The 19300-nt window shown below is 70.9% G+C and carries 13 protein-coding genes; 5 read left to right on the forward strand and 8 right to left on the reverse strand.

The window, feature by feature from the left end; translation table 11 throughout:
• Positions 1 to 55 precede the first annotated feature (55 nt).
• Positions 56 to 1972 carry an FtsX-like permease family protein gene (locus ASD30_RS15500; RefSeq protein WP_056683191.1) on the reverse strand — a complete coding sequence of 639 codons (1917 nt, stop codon included), beginning with the start codon at positions 1970 to 1972 and terminating at the stop codon, positions 56 to 58.
• Positions 1969 to 2733, reverse strand: a complete 765-nt coding sequence (locus ASD30_RS15505) for an ABC transporter ATP-binding protein (RefSeq protein WP_056683193.1) — start codon at positions 2731 to 2733, stop codon at positions 1969 to 1971. Before ASD30_RS15505 ends, ASD30_RS15500 begins: the two co-directional genes overlap by 4 nt.
• A 108-nt stretch (positions 2734 to 2841) precedes the next feature.
• Between ASD30_RS15505 and ASD30_RS15510 the strand changes: the two genes are divergently transcribed.
• From ASD30_RS15510 to ASD30_RS15520, 3 genes are all read left to right on the forward strand, one after another.
• Positions 2842 to 4125: a sensor histidine kinase gene (locus tag ASD30_RS15510; RefSeq protein ID WP_056683196.1), complete on the forward strand. Its 1284-nt coding sequence runs from the start codon at positions 2842 to 2844 to the stop codon at positions 4123 to 4125.
• Entirely contained in the window at positions 4107 to 4763 is a 657-nt protein-coding gene (locus ASD30_RS15515; protein ID WP_056685085.1) for a response regulator transcription factor, read from the forward strand. Before ASD30_RS15510 ends, ASD30_RS15515 begins: the two co-directional genes overlap by 19 nt.
• A gap of 137 nt (positions 4764 to 4900) precedes the next feature.
• Complete coding sequence (locus ASD30_RS15520; protein ID WP_082563972.1) at positions 4901 to 6997, forward strand: M4 family metallopeptidase; 2097 nt, start codon at positions 4901 to 4903, stop codon at positions 6995 to 6997.
• Between the two features lie 72 nt (positions 6998 to 7069).
• On the opposite strand, the gene ASD30_RS15525 is transcribed toward ASD30_RS15520, so the two are convergent.
• Positions 7070 to 8047 carry a helix-turn-helix transcriptional regulator gene (locus ASD30_RS15525; protein WP_056683199.1) on the reverse strand — a complete coding sequence of 326 codons (978 nt, stop codon included), beginning with the start codon at positions 8045 to 8047 and terminating at the stop codon, positions 7070 to 7072.
• A 51-nt stretch (positions 8048 to 8098) separates the two neighbouring features.
• Positions 8099 to 8938 (reverse strand): PhzF family phenazine biosynthesis protein, encoded by an 840-nt coding sequence (locus ASD30_RS15530; protein WP_056683202.1) that lies wholly within the window; start codon positions 8936 to 8938, stop codon positions 8099 to 8101.
• Between the two features lie 104 nt (positions 8939 to 9042).
• Here ASD30_RS15530 and ASD30_RS15535 point away from each other — a divergent pair, with 104 nt between their 5' ends.
• Positions 9043 to 10233, forward strand: a complete 1191-nt coding sequence (locus ASD30_RS15535; RefSeq protein WP_235532596.1) for an MFS transporter — start codon at positions 9043 to 9045, stop codon at positions 10231 to 10233.
• Between the two features lie 24 nt (positions 10234 to 10257).
• Here the strand turns inward: ASD30_RS15535 and ASD30_RS15540 are convergent, their stop codons facing one another.
• The 3 genes from ASD30_RS15540 to ASD30_RS15550 form a co-directional block, all read right to left on the reverse strand.
• Positions 10258 to 10683 (reverse strand): DUF3592 domain-containing protein, encoded by a 426-nt coding sequence (locus ASD30_RS15540; protein WP_056683205.1) that lies wholly within the window; start codon positions 10681 to 10683, stop codon positions 10258 to 10260.
• 27 nt (positions 10684 to 10710) lie between these two features.
• Positions 10711 to 14559, reverse strand: coding sequence for a S8 family serine peptidase (locus ASD30_RS15545; RefSeq protein WP_056683208.1), 3849 nt, complete (start codon positions 14557 to 14559; stop codon positions 10711 to 10713).
• 128 nt (positions 14560 to 14687) lie between these two features.
• Positions 14688 to 15662 carry a helix-turn-helix domain-containing protein gene (locus ASD30_RS15550; protein WP_056683211.1) on the reverse strand — a complete coding sequence of 325 codons (975 nt, stop codon included), beginning with the start codon at positions 15660 to 15662 and terminating at the stop codon, positions 14688 to 14690.
• Positions 15663 to 15765: 103 nt separating this feature from the next.
• Between ASD30_RS15550 and ASD30_RS15555 the strand changes: the two genes are divergently transcribed.
• The gene (locus ASD30_RS15555; protein ID WP_056683214.1) at positions 15766 to 16509 is read left to right on the forward strand and encodes an IclR family transcriptional regulator; all 744 of its coding nucleotides are present in this window, start codon (positions 15766 to 15768) and stop codon (positions 16507 to 16509) included.
• 25 nt (positions 16510 to 16534) lie between these two features.
• Here ASD30_RS15555 and ASD30_RS15560 read toward each other — a convergent pair whose 3' ends face one another.
• The gene (locus ASD30_RS15560; protein ID WP_056683217.1) at positions 16535 to 19120 is read right to left on the reverse strand and encodes an OmpA family protein; all 2586 of its coding nucleotides are present in this window, start codon (positions 19118 to 19120) and stop codon (positions 16535 to 16537) included.
• Positions 19121 to 19300: the final 180 nt, after the last annotated feature.

A 19300-nucleotide genomic window follows, 5' to 3' on the forward strand; every position in this document is an offset into this window, starting at 1 on the left:
GTAGACCAGTAGAAATTATCACCTTGGTACACGTCAAATCGACGCGCCGATCGGCTCAGCCTGCCGCGGCCTGGGCCGGGGAGGCCCCGCGCAGGATGGCCCGTGCCGGTGCCACCGCGGCAACCACCGCGATGACCACGCAGGAGACCCCGATCGACAGCAGGCTGCCCCACGGAATCGTCAGGGGTACGTCGTGCAGACCGTCGGTCATCGGCGCGCGGAGCAGCACCGCCACCCCCACGGTGATCAGGCTTCCGAGGAGCAGTGCCACACCCGCGACGAGACCCGCCTCGAGCACCACCAGCCGGCGTACCTGCTGTTCGGTGGCGCCGACCAGACGCGTCGCGATGAACTCGTGACGTCGCTGGAGACTGCCCATCAGCAGCGTGTTCGCGATGGCGATCGCGGCGTACACCCCGCTCGGGCCGAGGACCACGACCATGCTCAGCACGTTGTTGGCCCGGGTTTCCTCGTCGCGGTCGGCCACCCACTGCTCCGACGCCAGCACCTCCGCGTCCGGAAGGTCCCGTGAGAGGTCGCTGACCATGGCCGCGGGAGTCACGCCGCTCGCTGGGTCCACGAACCAGGTGCCCGTGCCCTGTCCCCCGTGTTCCTCCGCCAGGCGGCGCGGCACCAGCACGGACTCCTGAAGGGTGTTGGCATCGTCGACGACGGCGACCACGGTCAGCTCCAGCCTGGCGTCGTCGCCGAAGGTGACCGGCACGACGTCCCCGAGCGACACCCCGGCATCCCAGGCGAAGCTGCGGCTCACGGCCATGCTCTTGCCCGTCAGCGCCGAGAGATCGCCCCTGTGGGCCCTGGTTCCTCGCCCGGCAGCCGCAGCCTCCGGGTCGATGCCCTCGGCGGTGTCGCCCGACTCGAGACCATCGGCACCGATGCCCATCGGCACGAGGAGTCCGGTGTCGGCCACCCCGACGTCGTCGCGTGCGGCGAGCTGCTCGCCGGTCCGTTCGTCGCCGCCGGTCACGACCACCGGCGCCTGGAGCTGTTGCCTGGTGACCCCGTTGTCCCAGTCCGCGGCGAAGCTGAGCGACAGGATGACCGTCCCCGCGATCCCCGAGATGGCCAGGATCGGCGCCGCGAGAGACGTCGTACGGCGTGGCATGGCGAGCACGTTCTCCCGGGCCAGGGCCACCAGCACGTTGCCGCGCAGACCGAGGGTGAGCAGCCGTACGAGCAGGGGCATCAGGAGGGGCCCGACGCAGACCAGGCCGATCACGAGCAGCTGCGGCACGAAGATGGAGAGCGCGAGGGCCAGCTCGGCGTTGCCGGCCCTGATGCCGACCAGCATGACCACTGCTCCCACCAGGCAGAGCAGGCCGGTCAGCGCCCGCCCGATGCCGATCCTGGACCGCTCGGCGGAGGCCTCCCGCATCGCCTGGATCGCGGGGATCCGTGCGGCTCGTCGGGCCGCGATCCAGGCTCCGACGAAGGCGACGGAGACTCCGACGCCGGCCGCGATCACCATCGGCCACCAGGGAGCAGCAAGGGGGATCTGCCCGGGCGCGAGTCCACGACGGTTCATCGCCCACAGCGCCACCGGCGTCAGGAGCCAGCCCAGCACACAGCCGGCGGCAGCTGCCGCCGCCGCGACGACCAGCGACTCCCCGCGCACCAACCGTTTCACCTGCCGGGGCGTGGCGCCGATCAACCGTAGGAGCCCCAGCTCACGCTGGCGTGCGGTGACCGCGAACCCGAAGGTGCTCGCCACGATGAAGATGGCCATGAATCCGGAGAAGCCGGCGACCACACCGAGCATCGCCATCGTGTCGTCGAGCGCCAGCAGGAGCTCCTCGTCGGCCGGGTCGACCGTGGCGGTGAACTCCTCCACCGACCAGATCAGCATCGTGCTGAGGGCGATCAGGGCCACGCCGAGGCCCAGGGCCACGAAGGATCCGGCGAAGAGCGCCCGGTTGCGGCGTACGTTCTGGCGGCTCAGTGACAGCATCATCGCTCGAGCTCGCTCATCGCAGCGGCGATCTGTGCGGCGTCCGCCCGGGCCAGGTCGCCGACCAGTCGGCCGTCCTCGAGGAACAGCACCGAGTCGGCGTACGACGCGGCCACCGGGTCGTGGGTCACCATGACGACGGTGAGACCGTCCCGCTCCACGGTCGCCCGCATCAGCTCGAGCACCTGTCGCCCGGTCGTGCGGTCCAGGGCACCGGTCGGCTCGTCGGCGAAGACCACCTCGGGGCGGGTCACCAGGGCGCGGGCAATCGACACCCGTTGCTGTTGTCCGCCGGAGAGCTCGGGCGGACGTCGACGGTGGTGGTCCTGGAGGCCGACCCTGGCCAGCGCCCCCATCACCTGCGCCCGTGTGGGCCGGTGACCGGCCAGCTTCAACGGGAGGGCCACGTTGTCGAACGCGGTGAGTGCCGGTAGCAGGTTGTAGGCCTGGAAGACGAAACCCATCGACTCACGCCGCAGCTCGGTGAGCCTGACCTCGGAGAGCCCGGCCAGGTCGATGCCGCCGATCGCGACGCGACCACGTGTGGGCCGGTCCAGCCCGGCCGCGCACTGCAGCAGGGTGGACTTGCCCGAGCCCGAGGGCCCCATGATCGCGGTGAACGTCTGCGGGGCGAAGGTGTGCGTGACGCCGCGGAGGGCGTCGACCGTCCCGGCGCGGGACTTGTACGTGCGGGTGATGCCGTCGATGACGACCGCGTGGGCGCGGGTCGGCAGGCTCTGCGGGGGAATCCTGGTCTGGGTCATGCGTCCAGCCAATCCGGGATCCGGGGCCCGCACGATGGCCCGGGCGAGAGGTCGGGGGTAGCGCCTGCGCTACCGACACGAGGGCCGCAGGGCCCCTAGGCTCGGCCCATGCGCCGACCGACGACTGCCTGGGCAGCCCTGGCCGGGAACCCCCTGCGCTTCCTGACGTCGTCATGGCCGTGGCGTTCCTGGGCCTACCTCGCGGGCTCGTCCCTCACCGGGCTCCTCGCGCTCGTCGTCTTCATCGCGCTCGTCCTGGTCGGGATCGTGACCAGCCTGTTGGTGATCGGCCTGTTCGTGCTGGCCTCGCTGCCACTCATGGGCGCCGTGGTGGGCACGCTCGAGCGACGCCGCCTGCGGTTGATGGCGCCGGGGCAGCCGCTTGTGCCGAGCCCACACCCGCCGATCGTCGGGAAGGGCGTGCGCGCCTGGTTCCGACAACGGAGGCGGGAGGAGGTGCCGCGTCGGGAGCTCGGCTACACGGTGCTGCTCGCCGTGCTCCTGTGGGTCATCGACCTGGTGCTGTCGGTCAATGCCGTCCTCATCACCGTGATCCTGGCGCTCAGCCCCCTGCTGGCCCGGTTCGACCAGGTCAACGTCCTGATGTGGCAGGCGAACACGCCGCTGGAAGCATTGCCGATCACGCTGGTCGGCGTACCGGTCGCGTACGTGGTGTTCGCCTACGCGTTGACGGCGGTCGCTGCTGGCCAGTCCGCGCTGGCGCGGATCCTGCTGGGTGCCACCGACGCACAGCTCGAGGCACAGGTCGGTGCGTTGCGTCGCTCGCGACTCGACCTGGTCGACGCCTTCGAGACGGAGCGGAAACGCATCGAGAGGCACCTCCACGACGGGGTGCAGCAACGCCTCGTCGCGCTGACCATGACGTTGGGCCGGGCCGAGCTCGACGTGCCCGACGGCCCGGCGCTCGACCTGGTGCGGCAGGCACACGGTGAGGCCGAGGCGGCCCTGGCCGACCTGCGCGAGGCCGTGCGCGGCATCCACCCGCGGGTGCTCGTGGACCTCGGTGTCGAGGCCGCGGTGCGGGAGGTCGCCGATCGCATGCCGATGCCGGTGTCGGTCGACATCGCACTCCCCCGGCGACTTCCCGCCCCTGTGGAGGCAGCGGCGTACTTCGTGGTCAGTGAAGCGCTCACCAACGTGGCCCGCCATGCCGACGCGCGGAGCTGCCGGATCACCGGCTGGATCCAGGGCGAGCAGTTCGTGCTGTCCGTCGCGGACGACGGTGTCGGGGGCGCCGCGGTCGGCCGCGGCAGCGGTCTCGCCGGTCTCGTCACCAGGCTGGACGCGCTCGGTGGCACGCTGGGCGTGGACAGCCCTTCGGGCGGCCCGACGCAGATCAGGATGGAGTGCCCGTGCCGAATCGATCCCTGAGGGTGGTGATCGCCGAGGACCTCGCCCTGCTGCGCGAAGGACTGGTCGGCATCGTCGAGCGGGGTGGCCACGAAGTGGTGGCGGCGGTCGACACGGCCGAGGCCCTGCTGGCCTGGGTGCACAACGACCCACCCGACGTGGTGATCACCGATGTCCGGATGCCGCCGGGCCACTCCGACGAGGGGCTGAGGGCGGCCGCCACCATCCGTGCCGAACACCCGGAGACGGGCATCCTGGTGCTGTCGCAGTACGTCGCCGACGCCTACCTCTCCGCACTGCTCGAGGCGACCGGGAGCGGGGGCACCGGCTACCTGCTCAAGGACCGGGTCGGCCACGTCCGCGAGTTCCTGGAGAGCCTCGACCGGGTCGCGGACGGCGGCATGGTGGTCGACCCCGAGGTCGTCAGGCAGCTGCTCGGACGACGGCGCGACGACGGGCCACTCTCGGGCCTCACCGCGCGTGAGCGCGAAGTGCTCGCCCTGATGGCAGAGGGGCGCACCAACGGCGGCATCGCCGGCGAGCTGGTGGTGAGCGAGGCCGCCGTCCGCAAGCACGTCGGCAACATCTTCGCCAAGCTCGACCTCGAGCCAGGCAGCGACCGCCGGGTCTCGGCCGTGCTGACCTACCTCCGCGGGTGATGTTCCTGCGCGGGTGACCGGATTCGGCGCTGCCGATCTGTGCCAGCCCAAGGCCTTCCGGTCGCATTCCCGCGCGGCAACACTCGGTGACGCCCCGCGCCGGCAATGACGCCGGCCACGTCCGAAGGAGAATGTTCGTGCATCCCATCAAGTCCGGGCTCGCCGCCACCGGCGGCATGCTCGCCCTGGCCCTGGCCATCGCTCCCGCCGTACCCGCCTCGGCCGAACACTCGGCCGCAGGCGACAGGACCACCCCGGTGGCCCAGGAGTCATCGAGCCTCAAGGCCTCCGAACAGTCGAAGACCGCCGCCGCGAAGTCCGCACTGGGCCTCGCCTCGGGTGAGCAGCTGACCGTCAGGTCGGTCATCAAGGACGCGAACGGCGCCACCCACGTGCGCTACGAGCGCACCGTCAACGGCCTGCGCGTGATCGGCGGCGACTTCGTGTCGCACAAGGCCGCCAACGGTTCGATCAAGGACGTGACCTACAACTTCGGCCGGAAGTCCGTGACGCCGGCGTCGTTCTCCCCGAAGGTGAGCAGCGCGACCGCGAAGGCGAAGGGGCTGGCGACCGCACAGGCCACCAAGGGCGAGAAGGCCTCGGCAGGCGAGCTCGTCGTCTTCGTGACCGCGCAGGGCCCGAAGCTCGCGTACGACGTGTTGACCACCGGCATCCGGGCAGACAAGGTCCCGACCCGACTCCACACGTACGTCGACGCCGACACCGGCGCGGTGCTCGCCACCGACGACGAGATCAAGACCGGCGAGGGACACGGCATCCACCTCGACAACGTCACCATCGAGACCCGGACCCACACGGGCGGTGGCTTCGAGATGCGCGACACCCACGGCAACACGGCAACCGACGTACACAACCAGGGCGACCCCAACACGGGCCAGGGCCCGGCCGGTGACCTGTTCCTCGACGCCGACGACGTGTGGGGCAACGGCTCCTACACCGACCGTGCGTCGGCGGCCGTCGACGCGATCTACGGCGCGACGAAGACGTTCAACTACTACAGCACGCAGCTGGGCCGCAACGGGATCTGGAACGACGGCCGAGGCGCACCCTCGCGGGTTCACTTCGCCGACGAGATGTCGAACGCGTTCTGGGACGGCAGCCAGATGTCCTACGGCGACGGTGTGAACAACGCCGCCCCGCTGACCGAGCTCGACGTCGCCGGCCACGAGATGAGCCACGGCGTCACCGAGAACACGGCACGACTGATCTACTCGGGCGAGGCTGGTGGCCTCAACGAGGCGACCTCCGACATCTTCGGCACCGCGGTCGAGTGGTACTCCAACGCAGCCTCCGACGTGCCGGACTACCTGATCGGCGAGCTGATCGACATCCGTGGCAACGGCACTCCGCTGCGCTACATGGACAAGCCCTCCAAGGACGGTGCCTCGCGCGACTGCTGGTCGTCGACGCTCGGCGGCCTGGACCCGCACTACTCGTCGGGGCCGCTGAACCACTGGTTCTACATGCTCGCCGAGGGATCGGGCGCCAAGACCATCAACGGGGTCAGCTACAACTCACCCGTGTGCGGCAGTGCCCCCGCAGTCTCCGGCATCACCCACCAGAAGGCCGAGAAGATCTGGTACCGCACCCTGTCGACGTACCTGACCTCGCAGAGCAACTACGCCGCGGCTCGCACCGGAGCGATCAAGTCCGCCAAGGACCTGTACGGCGCCACGTCCGCGGAGTGCAAGGCGGTCGAGGCGGCGTTCACGGCCATCTCCGTCCCGGCCGGCACGGAGAAGTGCGACGGCACCACCCCGCCTCCCGGCGGCACGCTGACCAACGGCGGGTTCGAGTCCGGCCAGACCGGCTGGACCGGCACCACCGGACCCATCACGAACAACAGCGGACGCCCGGCACACTCCGGCACGTGGAAGCTGTGGCTCGGTGGCAACGGCCAGACCGCGTCCGAGAACGAGTCCCAGACCTTCGCCGTCCCGGCCAGCGCGTCCTCCCCGACGCTGACGTACTGGATCCGGATCGACACGTCCGAGGGCTCGACCTCCACGCCGTACGACAAGGCGACAGTGCAGATCAACGGGGTCACCAAGCACAGCTACTCGAACGCGTCGACACCGAAGGGCTCGTACGTGCAGAAGTCGATCGACCTGTCGGCCTACAAGGGCACGAACGTGACCCTGAAGTTCGCGGCGACCGAGGACTCCTCGCTCCAGACCAGCTTCGTGATCGACGACGTGGCCACCAACTTCTGAGGCAACACTCCCTGACAGAACACCCCAAGGCCCTTGTGGTCGCCGAGGCAGCTCGGTGGCCACAAGGGCCTTTCAGAGCCAGCCGCGCCGGCTGGCCTGCAGCGCCAGCTGGAAGCGGCTGCGCGCGCCCAGCACCTCTTCGAGTCGCGAGATGCGTCGGCCCAGGGTGCGGGCACTGATGCCGAGGTCGCGGGCGATCGCCTCATCGGTGAGGCCGGCCGCAAGGTAGGCCAGCAGCTGGCGTTCCGCCTCGCTCGCGCCGTGATCGTGCACGTCGGACTCGGCCCCGAGGGGCACGCCCATCTGCCAGTAGCCCTCGAAGATCGAGACCATCGCGTCGAGCAGGCCGGACTCGTGGACGACGACGAGCGCGCGGCGCGACCCGACCTCTCCGGGCACCGAGAGGTAGCCGCGCTTGCGATCGAAGACGGTCAGGTTGATCGGCACGTTCGAGAACACCCTCGCTTCCTCGCCCGCTGCCATGCACTGCTGGACGGCGGCGAACCCGAGCGAGTCGTTGAACACGCTGACGCCGTAGAGGGCGCGCACGTTCACGCCTCGGTCGATCGCCTCGTGGAATCCCGGATGCACGGTGGGTTCGGGGATCTGCATGCCCGGCGGCAGCCGCCTGGGCGCCACCGGTCCGATGCACAGGGCGTCGACGGAGGTCACGGCGTCGTCCATGAGCTCACGTTCCACCGTGTTGATCGCGCACTCGTCGGTGACGATCTCGACGAAGCTCTGCCGGTTGGCGGCTCGCGTCCAGATCTCGGCGAGCACGGAGCCGGTCAGCCGCGCGGCGTCGATCGCCCTCGCGTGCTCGAGCGCCAGGCGCTCCAGGGGCAGCTGCGGGGCCAGCGCCCGGACACTGCCGCCGGACAGCTCGACCAGCCCGACCGACTCGAGAGCCGTGATCTCGGGCCGGACCATGCCGTCGTCGAGGGCAACGTGTCTGGCGATCTCACTCACGGTCGCATCACCGAGATTCACGGCGGCCTGGTAGATCGGTTCGGCGAGCGGCGACAGCGACGGTACTACCCGAGAGTCCATAGCAGTGTCCTACACCACATGTCCGGTTCGTGCACCCGCCGGAGCGTCGGGTCAGAGCGTCAAGGTTCCCCTGATCAGCGTCCTGGCGGCACCGCCGACCCACTGGTCACCGGACTCGTCGGTGGTGATGCGCACGTCGCCGGAGCGGCCCAGGGCGGTGCCCTGCCTGACGGTGTACGACGACGCCGCGAGGCCGGCACCGATCAGCCACACGGCGAACCCGGCGTTGAGGGAACCCGTGACCGGGTCCTCCGGCACGGCCAGCTCGGGGCAGAACGCGCGCACCTCGTAGTCGGCCGGACCACCCTCGGCGTGCGGCCCGATCACCCCGAGGTCGAGGTCCCCGATCGCCGCGTAGTCGGGCGTCAATGCCAGCACGTCGTCCGCACTGTCGAGGAGCAGGCCCATCCAGCCCGGCCCGTTGTCGATCCAGTTGACCGCGCGCACCCTCTCCGGCGCCACGCCGAGGGCACTCAGCGCGTGGTCGAGGGTGTCCTGGTCCACCTCGCCCGAGCGCAGGAACCCGGGAGCCCGGAAGGCCAGCACGTCGCCGTCCCGACGCAGCTCGACGAGACCGATGCCGCACTCCTGGACGACCATCTCGCTCGAGGCCGGCGTACCGCCAATCTCCAACCAGGCATGGGCGCTGCCCAATGTCGGGTGCCCCGCGAACGGGAGTTCGGCGGAGGGCGTGAAGATGCGCAACCGGTAGTCCGCGCGCGGGTCGGTCGGCGGCAGCAGGAAGGTCGTCTCGGACAGGTTGGTCCAGCGGGCGAAGGCGGCCATCTGCTCGTCGGTCAGGCCGGTGGCGTCGTGCACCACCGCCACCGGGTTGCCGGTCAGCGGAGCCGGCGCGAACACGTCCACCTGGGAGAAGTCGTACGTCGTCATGCGGTCAGCCTAGGAGGTCGCAGCCGTCTCGCACTCCAAGACATTTTCGTCCACATTTCGAGAATCAAACGGTCCGCCGTTGGACCGTGACGTTCACTGGGTGGGTGACACAGTCGTCCACCACCGACATCTCCGACGTACGCCGCTGGGCCATGCTCGCGGCCAGCACAGTCGCACAGGCCGCCGGCGCCGTGATGATCCATGGTCCCGCATTCCTGATCCCGGTGCTGCACGACCAGCGCGACATGAGCCTGGCCCGGGCCGGCCTGGTCGCGGCGTCGCCCACGATCGGCGTGATGCTGACCCTGGTCCTGTGGGGGCTGGTCGTCGACCGTTCCGGCGAGCGCTTCGTGCTGCTCTCCGGACTGGCCGGCACCACCGTCGCCGGCATCGCCGCCGTGCTGGTCGACAGCAGCGTCCTGCTCGCCGTGGCCCTGTTCTTCGCCGGGGCGGCCGCCGCGTCCACCAGCTCCGCCAGCGGACGCGTGGTGGTCGGCTGGTTCCCGGCGGGGCGGCGCGGCCTGGCGATGGGCATTCGCCAGATGGCCCAACCCGTCGGCGTGGGCGTCGCGGCGATCAGCATCGCCGTCATCGCCGACCGGCACGGCATCGCGGCCGCGCTCCTGGTGCCGAGCATCGCCTGTGGCCTGGCCCTGCTGGTGGTGGCGGCCGTGGTGATCGACCCGCCACGTCCCGAGCGTCGGGTCGGCGACGCGCCCAACCCGTATGCCGCCGACGGCTACCTGTCGCGGATCCACGGAGTGTCGGTGCTGTTGGTGGTGCCGCAGTTCATGGTGTGGACCTTCGCGCTGGTCTGGTTGGTCCAGGACCGCGACTGGTCACCCGCGGCGGCCGGCACGCTGGTGGCCATCGCCCAGCTCGTGGGCGCGTTCGGGCGGATCGCGGTCGGGCACCTCTCCGACGTCGTGGGCAGTCGGATGCGGCCCCTGCGGTGGGTCGCGATGGGGGCTGCGGCGAGCATGCTGCTCCTGGGCCTGACCTCCGGTGCCGACTGGTCGGTGGCCGTGGGCCTGATGGTCCTGGCCACCGCGATCACCGTGGCCGACAACGGGCTGGCGTTCACCGCGGTCGCCGAACGCGCCGGACCGTTCTGGTCGGGCCGGGCACTCGGCATCCAGAACACCGCCCAGTTCCTCGCCGCGTCCGCCGTACCCCCCATTGCCGGGCTGGCGATCACCGAGTGGGGGTACGCCGCGGCCTTCGCGACGTCCGCGCTCTTCCCGCTGGTCGCGATCGCGTTGGTGCCGGTGGCCGACGAGCGTGCGCTCAGCTGAGCGCACGCCTCGGCCGCAGAAGACTCAGAGGATGAGTCTGGCGAAGAACGCGAAGAAGATCGCCAGCACCACGAACAGCACGCCCAGGCATCCGTAGACCGCGAGCTGGGGCGTGCCCATCGGCGGCATCCAGGCCGACTGCTCCGGCGCGGCCGGGTCGTAGCGGATCGGGATCACGCTGCCGATCACCGGCGCGGAGAACATCGGGTCACGGCCGGGTGAGTCCCGTTCGACACCGTCAGGGGTGCGGTAGCGCCAGGTCACCAGGTAGCGCCGCTGGTTGTCGTTGCCGTTCCACGACTGCACCAGCTCGGCGCCGACCACCGTCGCCTCCGCCGGCACCCAGTCGCGCAGGCGGGTGCGATGCGCGCGGAAGCGGCGCGCCGCGATCACCGCGACCAGCACGAAGAACGCCAGCACGAGGACCATGAACACCTGCGCGATCGTCATGGCGGAAGCCTCGCAGGCTGCCCGGACTCACCGCCCACCGAGTCGGTAGGCACGGACCAGCGACTGCTCGAGAGTGTTGCCGTCCCGGTCTCCGACGCGCACCTTGAGCGAGACGAACTCCCCGTGGCGGGGGTGCCGGTAGTCCGCAGCGAACTCGCCGTCGCCGAGGGCCCGCGTGGGGGCGGCCGTCCACGTGGCGCCGTCGTCGTAGGAAACCCAGACCGACATCGTGCCGATCTCCCCGGCCACCGATCCACGCTGGTGCGTGGCCTTCAGGTGCAGGGTGACCTCCTCCCCTGGCCTACCCGTGTTCTCGAGGTCGAGCGCCGGCGTCGGGCTGTCCCGTCGAGTGATCCCCGGGTAGTCGACGTCGATCAACGGCAGCATCTGCTGGGCACCGTTCCCGGCCGAGCCGAAGGTCCACACGCTCCGGGTCCGCGTCGAGAGCCCCAGCACGGTGCCGTCGTGCTCGGTGTCGGCCTCCAGGCGGTAGGTCGCCCGCTCGCCGGGCACCGCGACGCCCCCGGCGAGGGTGCCGGCGCGCTCCAGCAGCAGCTCGTCGCCGCGATAGAGGCGCAGTGACTCCGCGCTGCCGGCAAGTCCCTTCATCCAGTGGCCGGCCGAGTCGGTCAGCCCGGCCAGGTCGAAGCGCAGCTGCCCACCCGCCGTGCGCTCGTTGAGCATCTTCCAGTTGTACGGCGTCGCGGTGTTGTTCGCGATGCCGGGAGACAGCGGGGCGGCGAGCCAGTTCTCGGTCACCTTCTGCCCCGGTCGGAACACCGTGCGGTCCCTGGCGAAGAGCAGGTCGCCGGGCATGTTGTAGAGGAACTGCCAGGCGGCGTACGTCGAGGTGTCGGGGTCGGCGGTGACGTACTCGGTGCGGGTGTAGCCCAGCTCGGGCACGTAGTCGGTGGCCGTCGGGGTGCTGCACGCGCAGGGTGCCCACGAGCCGTAGCGAAGGCGCCACCCGCGCTCGCCGGTGCCGGTGGTGTGGAACCGCGAGGAGATCGTGGCCAGGTCGCGTTCGCGTACGTCGTACTCGAGACGCCGGGGGATCTCCTGCTGCTCGACGAACGTCAGGCCATAGGCGTACGGCGTCCGCGGCGTCCCGGTCAGCCGGAGCATGGTCGGTGCGTGGCCGTGTGAGAGGCCACGCAGCCTCTCGCCCTCTGCCCGGTCGACCGCGAGCACCGGTATCGGTCCACCGACCCACGGATAGAACACGCCGTCCTCGGCCGAGTAGAGCATCACCATCGGCGCGCCCGCCTCGATGACTGCCCGCACCTGCTCGGCCCAGGTCATGGTCGCGGACTCCTGCACCAGTGCCACCGATCCCGCCAGCCGGAGGCCGCGCAGATCGGAGGCGGTGGCGTGGCCGGCGTCGACCACGCGCAGCGTCCGGCTGCCGTCGATCGCCGGCCCACCTTCCTGCACGGCGTTCACCGTGTGGTGTCCGCGACCGGTCACCTCCGAGGTCAGCAGCGGAACGCCGGTCTCCCACTGCGAGAGCAGCGCGAAGGGGGCGTCGTCGACGTGCTCGGTCGGCGCCACGGAGACCTGTGAGGGCTCGCCGTCGGTGTAGTTCCAGTACCACTCGTCGGAGGTCGCCAGGTTGGTGCCGGGTTCGCCTCGCTGCAACTTCATGGTGAGCTCGCGCGGTGTCGAGGTGCGTGGCGTGCGCACCTCGACCGGCGTGGCGTTGCGGGCATCGAGCGTCACCGTGGAGTTGGGTGCCTGCACCGACACCTTGGGGTCGTGGACGATGCTCTGCTCCTCGACGAACCGACCGCTGGCGTCGAACGTGGTGATCAGGCCGAAGAGGTTGTACTCGCCCTCGGGCAGCCGCAGGGTCCACTCGGTCTGGTCGCCGGTCAGGTAGATGTTGTCCGGGTAGTAGCGGTTGTCCTTGGCGAGGTACGGCGTGGCCCGCAGCCTCGCCGTCGCCGGGCGACCATGCGCGTCGACCGCCCGGAAGGTCACGTCGACGGTGTCGTCCTGCTTGAGGAAGCCGATCGTGGTCCGCAGCTCGAGCCCTTCGGCGCCAGAAGCACCCGAGGCACCAGAGGCGACGACGAGGCCGGAGAACTCGGCGGCCTCGACCTCGGAGACGTCCACGTGCACGGTCGCGTGTGCCTGCCCACCGGCCGGCACCGTCAAGGTCGCCGGCGTGACCGTGAGGACGTCGCCGTCGACCGGGTCGCCGTGGTCCTCGACCAGCGTCGTGGACAGGTCGAGGGTGACGTCCTGGTCCGACGTGTTGGTGTAGTTGAGCTGCTTGTCGGAGGTCAGCTGCCCGTCGACGAACGGCCGGGCGAAGTAGCCCATGAACTGCATGCCGGAGTCGACGTACACGTCCTGGCGGGAGGCACGACCGACGTCGATGACGCCCGCGCCACGGTCGAACGCGTCGCCCGACGTGGTCGGCCGGGCGGTCGAGGTCAGGGCCGCCTTCACCTGCACCGGCGTCCAGTCGGGGTGCTGTTGCAGGAGCAGTGCCGCGGAGCCGGCGACGTGGGGCGAGGCCATCGAGGTCCCCGTCATCGAGGTGTACGGCGAGGTGCCGGACCCGGTGCCGGCGGCGCGGGCGGCGACGATGCCCATGCCCGGAGCCATCACGTCGGGCTTGAGGGCGCCGTCGCCCATGACTCCGTTGCGCGACCCCGACCACTTCGAGTCGGTGCGCGAGACGGCGCCCACGGTCAGGGCGCTTGCCGCCGCCCCGGGAGCGGTCACGTCCATCGTGCCGGGCTGACCGATGCTGCCGTTGCCGGCGGCGACCACGAACAACGTGCCGTCCCGGCGGGTGAGCTCGTCGACTGCCCGGCTGATCGGGTCGTCGCCCTTGGTGACCGGACCACCCAGGCTCATGTTCACGACGTCGGCGTCGTTGGACGAGGCCCATTCCATGCCGTCGATCACCCACGACGCGGCACCCGCCCCCGAGTCGTTGAGCACCTTGCCGATCATCAGGTTCGCGTGCGGTGCGACGCCACGGTAGGCGCCGTCGGAGGCCGCCCCCGAGCCGGCGACGATCGAGGCCACGTGGGTGCCGTGTCCGGCCAGGTCGTTCACCGAGCCGGTCTCCGCGAAGTCGCGGGTGGCGCCGATGCGACCGCTGAAGTCCGGGTGCGTCGCGTCGATGCCGGTGTCGAGCACGGCGACCGTGGTCCCGTCTCCCTCGAGCCCGGCCTCCCAGGCCTCGGGTGCTCCGATCTGCGCAGTGCTGCGGTCGAGCGTGGCCTCGACACGGAAGTCGAGGGAGACCCTGGCCAACCCGGTGGCCAGTCGCGCTGGTGCCCTTCCTCTGCCACTGACGGTGCCGGCCACGTCAGCCCAGAACTGTTCGGCATGCGCCTTGGCGGTCGAGACGGCGAGCGCGTCGATGCTCTCGAGCACCCGGTCCTTGGTGGCGCCCCGAGGAGCGGTTTTCCGGGCCAGCGGGGCCCGGTCGGTCGCGGCCGCGGTGTACTCGACGATGACCGGGAGCGTGGCCCGGTGGGCGTCGTCGTACCCCTGGCGCACGAGCGAGCTGACGTTGAACAGCTCGGGGTCCAGGCGCCCGGCCGCGATCAGCGTCGAGGCCGGCCCGGGCTCGACGTGCACGTCTCCCCCGGAGGTGAACGTGTGATAGCCGCCGCGCGGGTCGACGCGGCGTACGACGGTGGCGTGCTGGGTGCCGTCGGGCGCGGTGTCGAGGCGGACCACGTCTCCGGTGACCAGGGTGACCGTCGCCGACGACGCGGTCTCCTGCAGGTCCGGTCCGGGGGCCCGCGCCGCACCGACGGCGCCCGAGCCGGCCGAAGCCAGGCCCAGGACACTGACCGGGCCGACGACGAGCACCAGGATGGTGGTGCGCCAGAACTGCGTTCCCCGCATGGCAGAGCTCCTCGGATCGACAGGTGCGATGTCGAGGACATTAGGGGCGGCGGGCGGGCCGTGGGGGCCCGTGCGCTGGCCAGAACGGACATCGCCACTATCGGCCAGCCGACGGGCTCAGCCGGGGCTCACACCAGGCCGCGTGCCCGGGCCTGCACCCCTGCCTGGAAGCGGCTGCGGGCGTCGAGCAGGTCCATCAGTCCCGCGACCCGGCGCCGCACCGTGCGGGCGCTGACCTGCAGCTGCCGCGCGATCGCGTCGTCGCCCAGGCCCGCGGTCAGCAGGGTCAGCAGGGGCAGGTCGACGAGGTGCCCCTCTGCCGCCCCGGTGGCGGAGGGTGCGTCACCGCCGAACGCCGACTCGAGGGGTACGGCGCGCTCCCACAACGCCTCGAACAGCATCACCAGCGCGTCGAGCAACGCCGACGGCCCGATCAGCAGGCCGGTCGAGCCGACCGACTCGGCGTCCATCGTCAACGGGATCAGCGCCACCCGGCGGTCCGCGATCGACATCTTCAACGGCAGCCCGGCCAGCACGCGCGCCTCCTCGCCGGCGTCGGCCGCGGCGGSGAGCCAGTCGAGCTGCCCGGGCACGTCGAAGGCAGCCGTGTCGTAGATGCCTCGGCTGCGGGCGCCGCGGGTGAGGTGCTCGATCTCGTCCTCGTTGACCCCGAGCGTCGAGACGTACGGCGGCCGGTCGAAGGTCAGCACCTCCTCACGGGCGCCCAGCTGCAGCTGTCGATAGCGTGCCTGGAGCGCCGAGCGACCGCGCACGATGTCGGCCACTCCGTAGCTGGGCTCCTCGCGCTGCTCGGCCCGGAACTCGTCCGCGATCGACCGGGCCGCCAGCACCGCGCGCTGCAGCTCGCCCTCGCGCTCGGCCACCAGCGCGTCGATGGCCAGGTCGGGTCGCACTGCGCGCACGAGGTCGTCGGGGTCCCGGCTGACCAGGCCGAGCGCTTCGAGCCGTCCGATCGCGGCCCCCACGTCGGTGACCTCCTGGCCGACGGTGGTGCTGACGTCCATCAGGCTGGCCTCGCCGAGCCGCACGACCGCGCGGTAGACGGCGGTCTCCTCGGCGCTGATCCCGAGAGCTTCGAGCATGCTTCCTGCCTCGCACGTGGCCGGGTGGGTGGCTGGATGCTCCACACTAGTGCCGGGCTCGCGGGAGTCCACGTCATTAAATCGCGCGCGGAAGGAGTGCCCGATGAGCCAGGTCCCAGCAGCCACTCGGACCCTCCAGGTGTTGCGCTTCCTTGCCGCGCAGCCAGGTCCGGTGCCGCTCGACCGCATCATCACCGGCGTCGGCCTCCCCCGCAGCACGGCGTACCACCTGGTCAACACGATGATCGACGAGGGCTTCGTGACGCACCTGGCCGAGGAGCGGCGCTACGGGCTGGGCGTTGCCGCCTTCGAGGTCGGCAGTGGCTACACCCGCCAGGCGCCCCTGCAGCGGATCTCGCGCCGCCCACTGGCGGAGCTCGTCGACCGCACCGGCCAGAGTGCGCACCTCGCGGTGCTGCACGGCCGCGACGTCCTCTACGTGATCGAGGAGCGGGCACCCGGCCGGCCGCCGCTGGTCACCGACGTCGGCGTACGGCTCCCGGCCCACCTGACCGCCAGCGGCCGGGCCATCCTGGCCGCGCTGCCCGCCGCACAGGTGCGCGCCGCCTACCCGGACCGCGCCGCGTTCGTCGACCGCCACGGCAAGGGACCGTCGGGTCCGCGCCAGCTCACGGCCGTGCTGCAGGAGACCCGCCAACGCGGGCACGCCACCGAGGACGGCGAGGTCACCCCGGGGTTCGCCAGCGTCGCCGCGGCGGTGCTCGACCACAACGACTACCCGGTGGCGGGCGTCGCGATCACCCACCCGGGCGCGGAGTCCTCCGAGGCGTACGTCGACGAGGTGCGCCGCACCGCGCAGATCCTGACCGTCCGACTGCGCGGGTGAAGGCCGACTGCGACCGGTCGGACCGTCAGTAGACCAGCGTCACCGTGGCCCGGCGGTTGCGGGCGCGACCACTGCTGGTGCCGTTGTCGGCGACCGGTTGCCGCTCACCCAGGGTCACGACCTGCGTACGGACCCGGCCGGGCAGGTGCAGGGCATCGCAGACCGCCTTGGCGCGGCGCAGGCCGAGGCCGCGGTTGTAGGCCTCCGAGCCCTGGCTGTCGGTGAAGCCGGTGCAGATCACGGTGGTCACCCGTCCGACCTTCGTGCCCACCGCGCGCAGATAGGCGGCATCCGAGCTGCGCAGCGACTGTCCGGACACGGAGAACGACGGGGCACGCAGCAGCGTGAACCGCTTGCTGACCACCCGGGTCGAGGCACGGTCACGCAGCGTCTTGCCCTTCGTGGTCCTCAGCACCATGCGTCCCTGGAGGACCTTGCCGCCCGGTGTGGCGGCCACGGCACGGCCCACCGCGTTGAGCGAGACCGTCACGTTCCTGCCCTTCGCCTGGCCGTGCCCGACGCGGGTGAGGGTGCCACCCACGTTGGCGAACAACGTCACCGTGCAGGACCGGGTCGTGGCACGTCGTACGACGCAGGTCGCCGGCACCCGGGCGGTCCGACCGGACGCAACCTTGGTGAAGCCGGGCAGCCGGAGCGTGGCCCGCGGGTTGTCCGCGCCCGGGTTCGGGGGCACGACAGTGCCCAGCACGGTGGGCGTGTACGTCGACTCGGCGGTCTGGTTGTAGGCGTCGATGAGGCGGTACTTCACGGCTGTCGCCCGGCCGGTCTTCCCGGCGTCCGGCACGAACGAGACCGTGGAGGTGGCGGTGTCGAGGAGATAGGTGCCCTGGGGGACCGAGACCGTGGTCGTCTCGACACCTCCGGCATCGACGAGCGTCACCGATCCGCCGGTCGGCGGGGTGAGCGCCACCGACTGCACGCCGGTCCCCGACGTGGTCAACGGCGACGCGACCGGCCCGGCCGGAGGCAGGACGGTCGGCGTGTAGGTGCTCTCGGCCTGCTGGTTCCATGCGTCGACGATGCGGTACGTCGCGGGGGTGGGCGTACCGGCGTACCCGAACAGCGGCGTGAACGTGATGACGCCGGTCGGCCTGTCGAGCTCGTAGGTGCCCTGCCCGGGAATCGTGATGCTGTCGGTGAGGGTGACCCCGTCGAGCAGGCGCACCTCCTGCTGTTCGCCGACGGCGACGGTGGCCGACTGGGCCCCGATGGCCTCGGAGGTCAGGGGGTCGGCGACCGGCGGGTTGGGCGCGTCGGCGATCGGGGCGAGCGCGGCGCCGCCCGAGTAGCCGAAGGCGTCGTAGCTTCCCCAGGCATAGACCTGCACGCCGAACTGGTGCGGAGCGCTCAGGGAGTGCTGGCCGAGACTGACACTGAGCTGGGCCACCGAGTAGTTGGTCCCGGCGACCTCGTTGAACTGCGCGGCATCCACCGGCGTCCCGTCGAGGGTCAGGGCCCCGAGGTCGCGGGTCTGCACCAGCACGTTGATCCACGGCAGCGTTCCTGCGCCCGACGAGACGATGTCGGGTGTGGCCAGGGTGTACGCCGTGAGGTGCTGTCCGATCGGGGTGACCAGCACCATGAGCGGGTCGCCCGCCGAGTTGTCGTACCCGGAGCCGTTGCCGAACTGGGCAACCAGGGTCGGCTTGCTGGTCTTGATGACCACGGCGTCGTTGCCCGGGGCGGTCGCACCGTCAGGCAGGACCGCCTCGTAGAACTCGCCGGCGTTCAGCGTGGCGACCTGGGTGTCGCCGATCGTGACGACGGTGCCGTCCTGGTCGGCCAGCACGCGGTAGGTGTCGCCCTTGGCCCGCGTCGCGAACCGGTTCGAGATGAACTCCGTGCCGAAGGCCGAGGTCGGCGGAAGCTGCTGGATGATCGGGTTGCACGCGGGAGAACCGGTCGGAATGTTCACGCATGCGTTGCCTCCGTACACCGCGACCGGCGCCGTGGCCGTCACGGTGGTGCCGGTGACGTCCTGGCCGTCGCCGGACGTGCCGAGCTGGTAGGTCTCACCCTTGTCGAGGGTGACGGTGAAGGGCACACCGGCGGGTCGGGCACCGACCGTGGTGTGGGGCGTGATCGTCACGTCGGTGTCGTCGGCCGACCCGATCACTGTCAGTCGGCTCGAGAAGCCGCCGATGTTCTGGGTGTAGCTCAGCACGCGGTACGACGTGCCGAGCGCATCGACCGGGGTCGCCTGGAAGCCGGTGGACGCGGCAGGGTGGATCAGCGCGCCGTAGACCGAGATCGGCGTGGTCGACGTGACCTTCACACCGGCGGCTTCGACGCCGTCGTTCGAGGTCACCATCAGCCCGGAGGGCAGATCGACCTGGGCGACCGTGCCGGACGTCACCGGGACGGTGGCGAGGACGGTTCCGGCGCGGTCGGCGACGGTGACGGTGCCGTCGCTGGTGGGCGACAGGTAGACCCGCGTCTGGAGCGGGTAGCCCGGCAGGTCCGGGAAGGCCACCCAGAAGTCGGTGCCGACCGTGTCAGGGATGTCGGGCAGTGGCGTGATCAGCGACGGACTGTCCGGATCCGGCGCGGCAGGTGCTGCCGTGGCCTGGCCTCCGATGAGCACCGGCACGAGGGCCAGAAGAAGGAGTGTGCAAACAGTTCGAGCAAGCCGGTTCATGTGTCCCCACACCCATTCATCGAGCACCGAAGCGGCGCTCCGCATACCCAAAATAGGGGACGTGGAGGGGTACCGCAGTCGAATGGACATACCCGCCCACACGGGCCGGAGTGACCTGAGCCAGCCCCTTTC

Origin of the sequence: Nocardioides sp. Root140, from assembly GCF_001426745.1 — a bacterium.
Classification (GTDB): Bacteria; Actinomycetota; Actinomycetes; order Propionibacteriales; family Nocardioidaceae; genus Nocardioides.

Excerpts from the sequence above, each read along its gene's own strand:
- ASD30_RS15500 (WP_056683191.1), bottom strand. The coding sequence starts at position 1,972 with ATGATGCTGTCACTGAGCCGCCAGAACGTACGCCGCAACCGGGCGCTC.
- ASD30_RS15505 (WP_056683193.1), bottom strand. The coding sequence starts at position 2,733 with ATGACCCAGACCAGGATTCCCCCGCAGAGCCTGCCGACCCGCGCCCAC.
- ASD30_RS15540 (WP_056683205.1), bottom strand. The coding sequence starts at position 10,683 with ATGACGATCGCGCAGGTGTTCATGGTCCTCGTGCTGGCGTTCTTCGTG.
- ASD30_RS15530 (WP_056683202.1), bottom strand. The coding sequence starts at position 8,938 with ATGACGACGTACGACTTCTCCCAGGTGGACGTGTTCGCGCCGGCTCCG.
- ASD30_RS15525 (WP_056683199.1), bottom strand. The coding sequence starts at position 8,047 with ATGGACTCTCGGGTAGTACCGTCGCTGTCGCCGCTCGCCGAACCGATC.
- ASD30_RS15555 (WP_056683214.1), top strand. The coding sequence starts at position 15,766 with ATGAGCCAGGTCCCAGCAGCCACTCGGACCCTCCAGGTGTTGCGCTTC.
- ASD30_RS15510 (WP_056683196.1), top strand. The coding sequence starts at position 2,842 with ATGCGCCGACCGACGACTGCCTGGGCAGCCCTGGCCGGGAACCCCCTG.
- ASD30_RS15545 (WP_056683208.1), bottom strand. The coding sequence starts at position 14,559 with ATGCGGGGAACGCAGTTCTGGCGCACCACCATCCTGGTGCTCGTCGTC.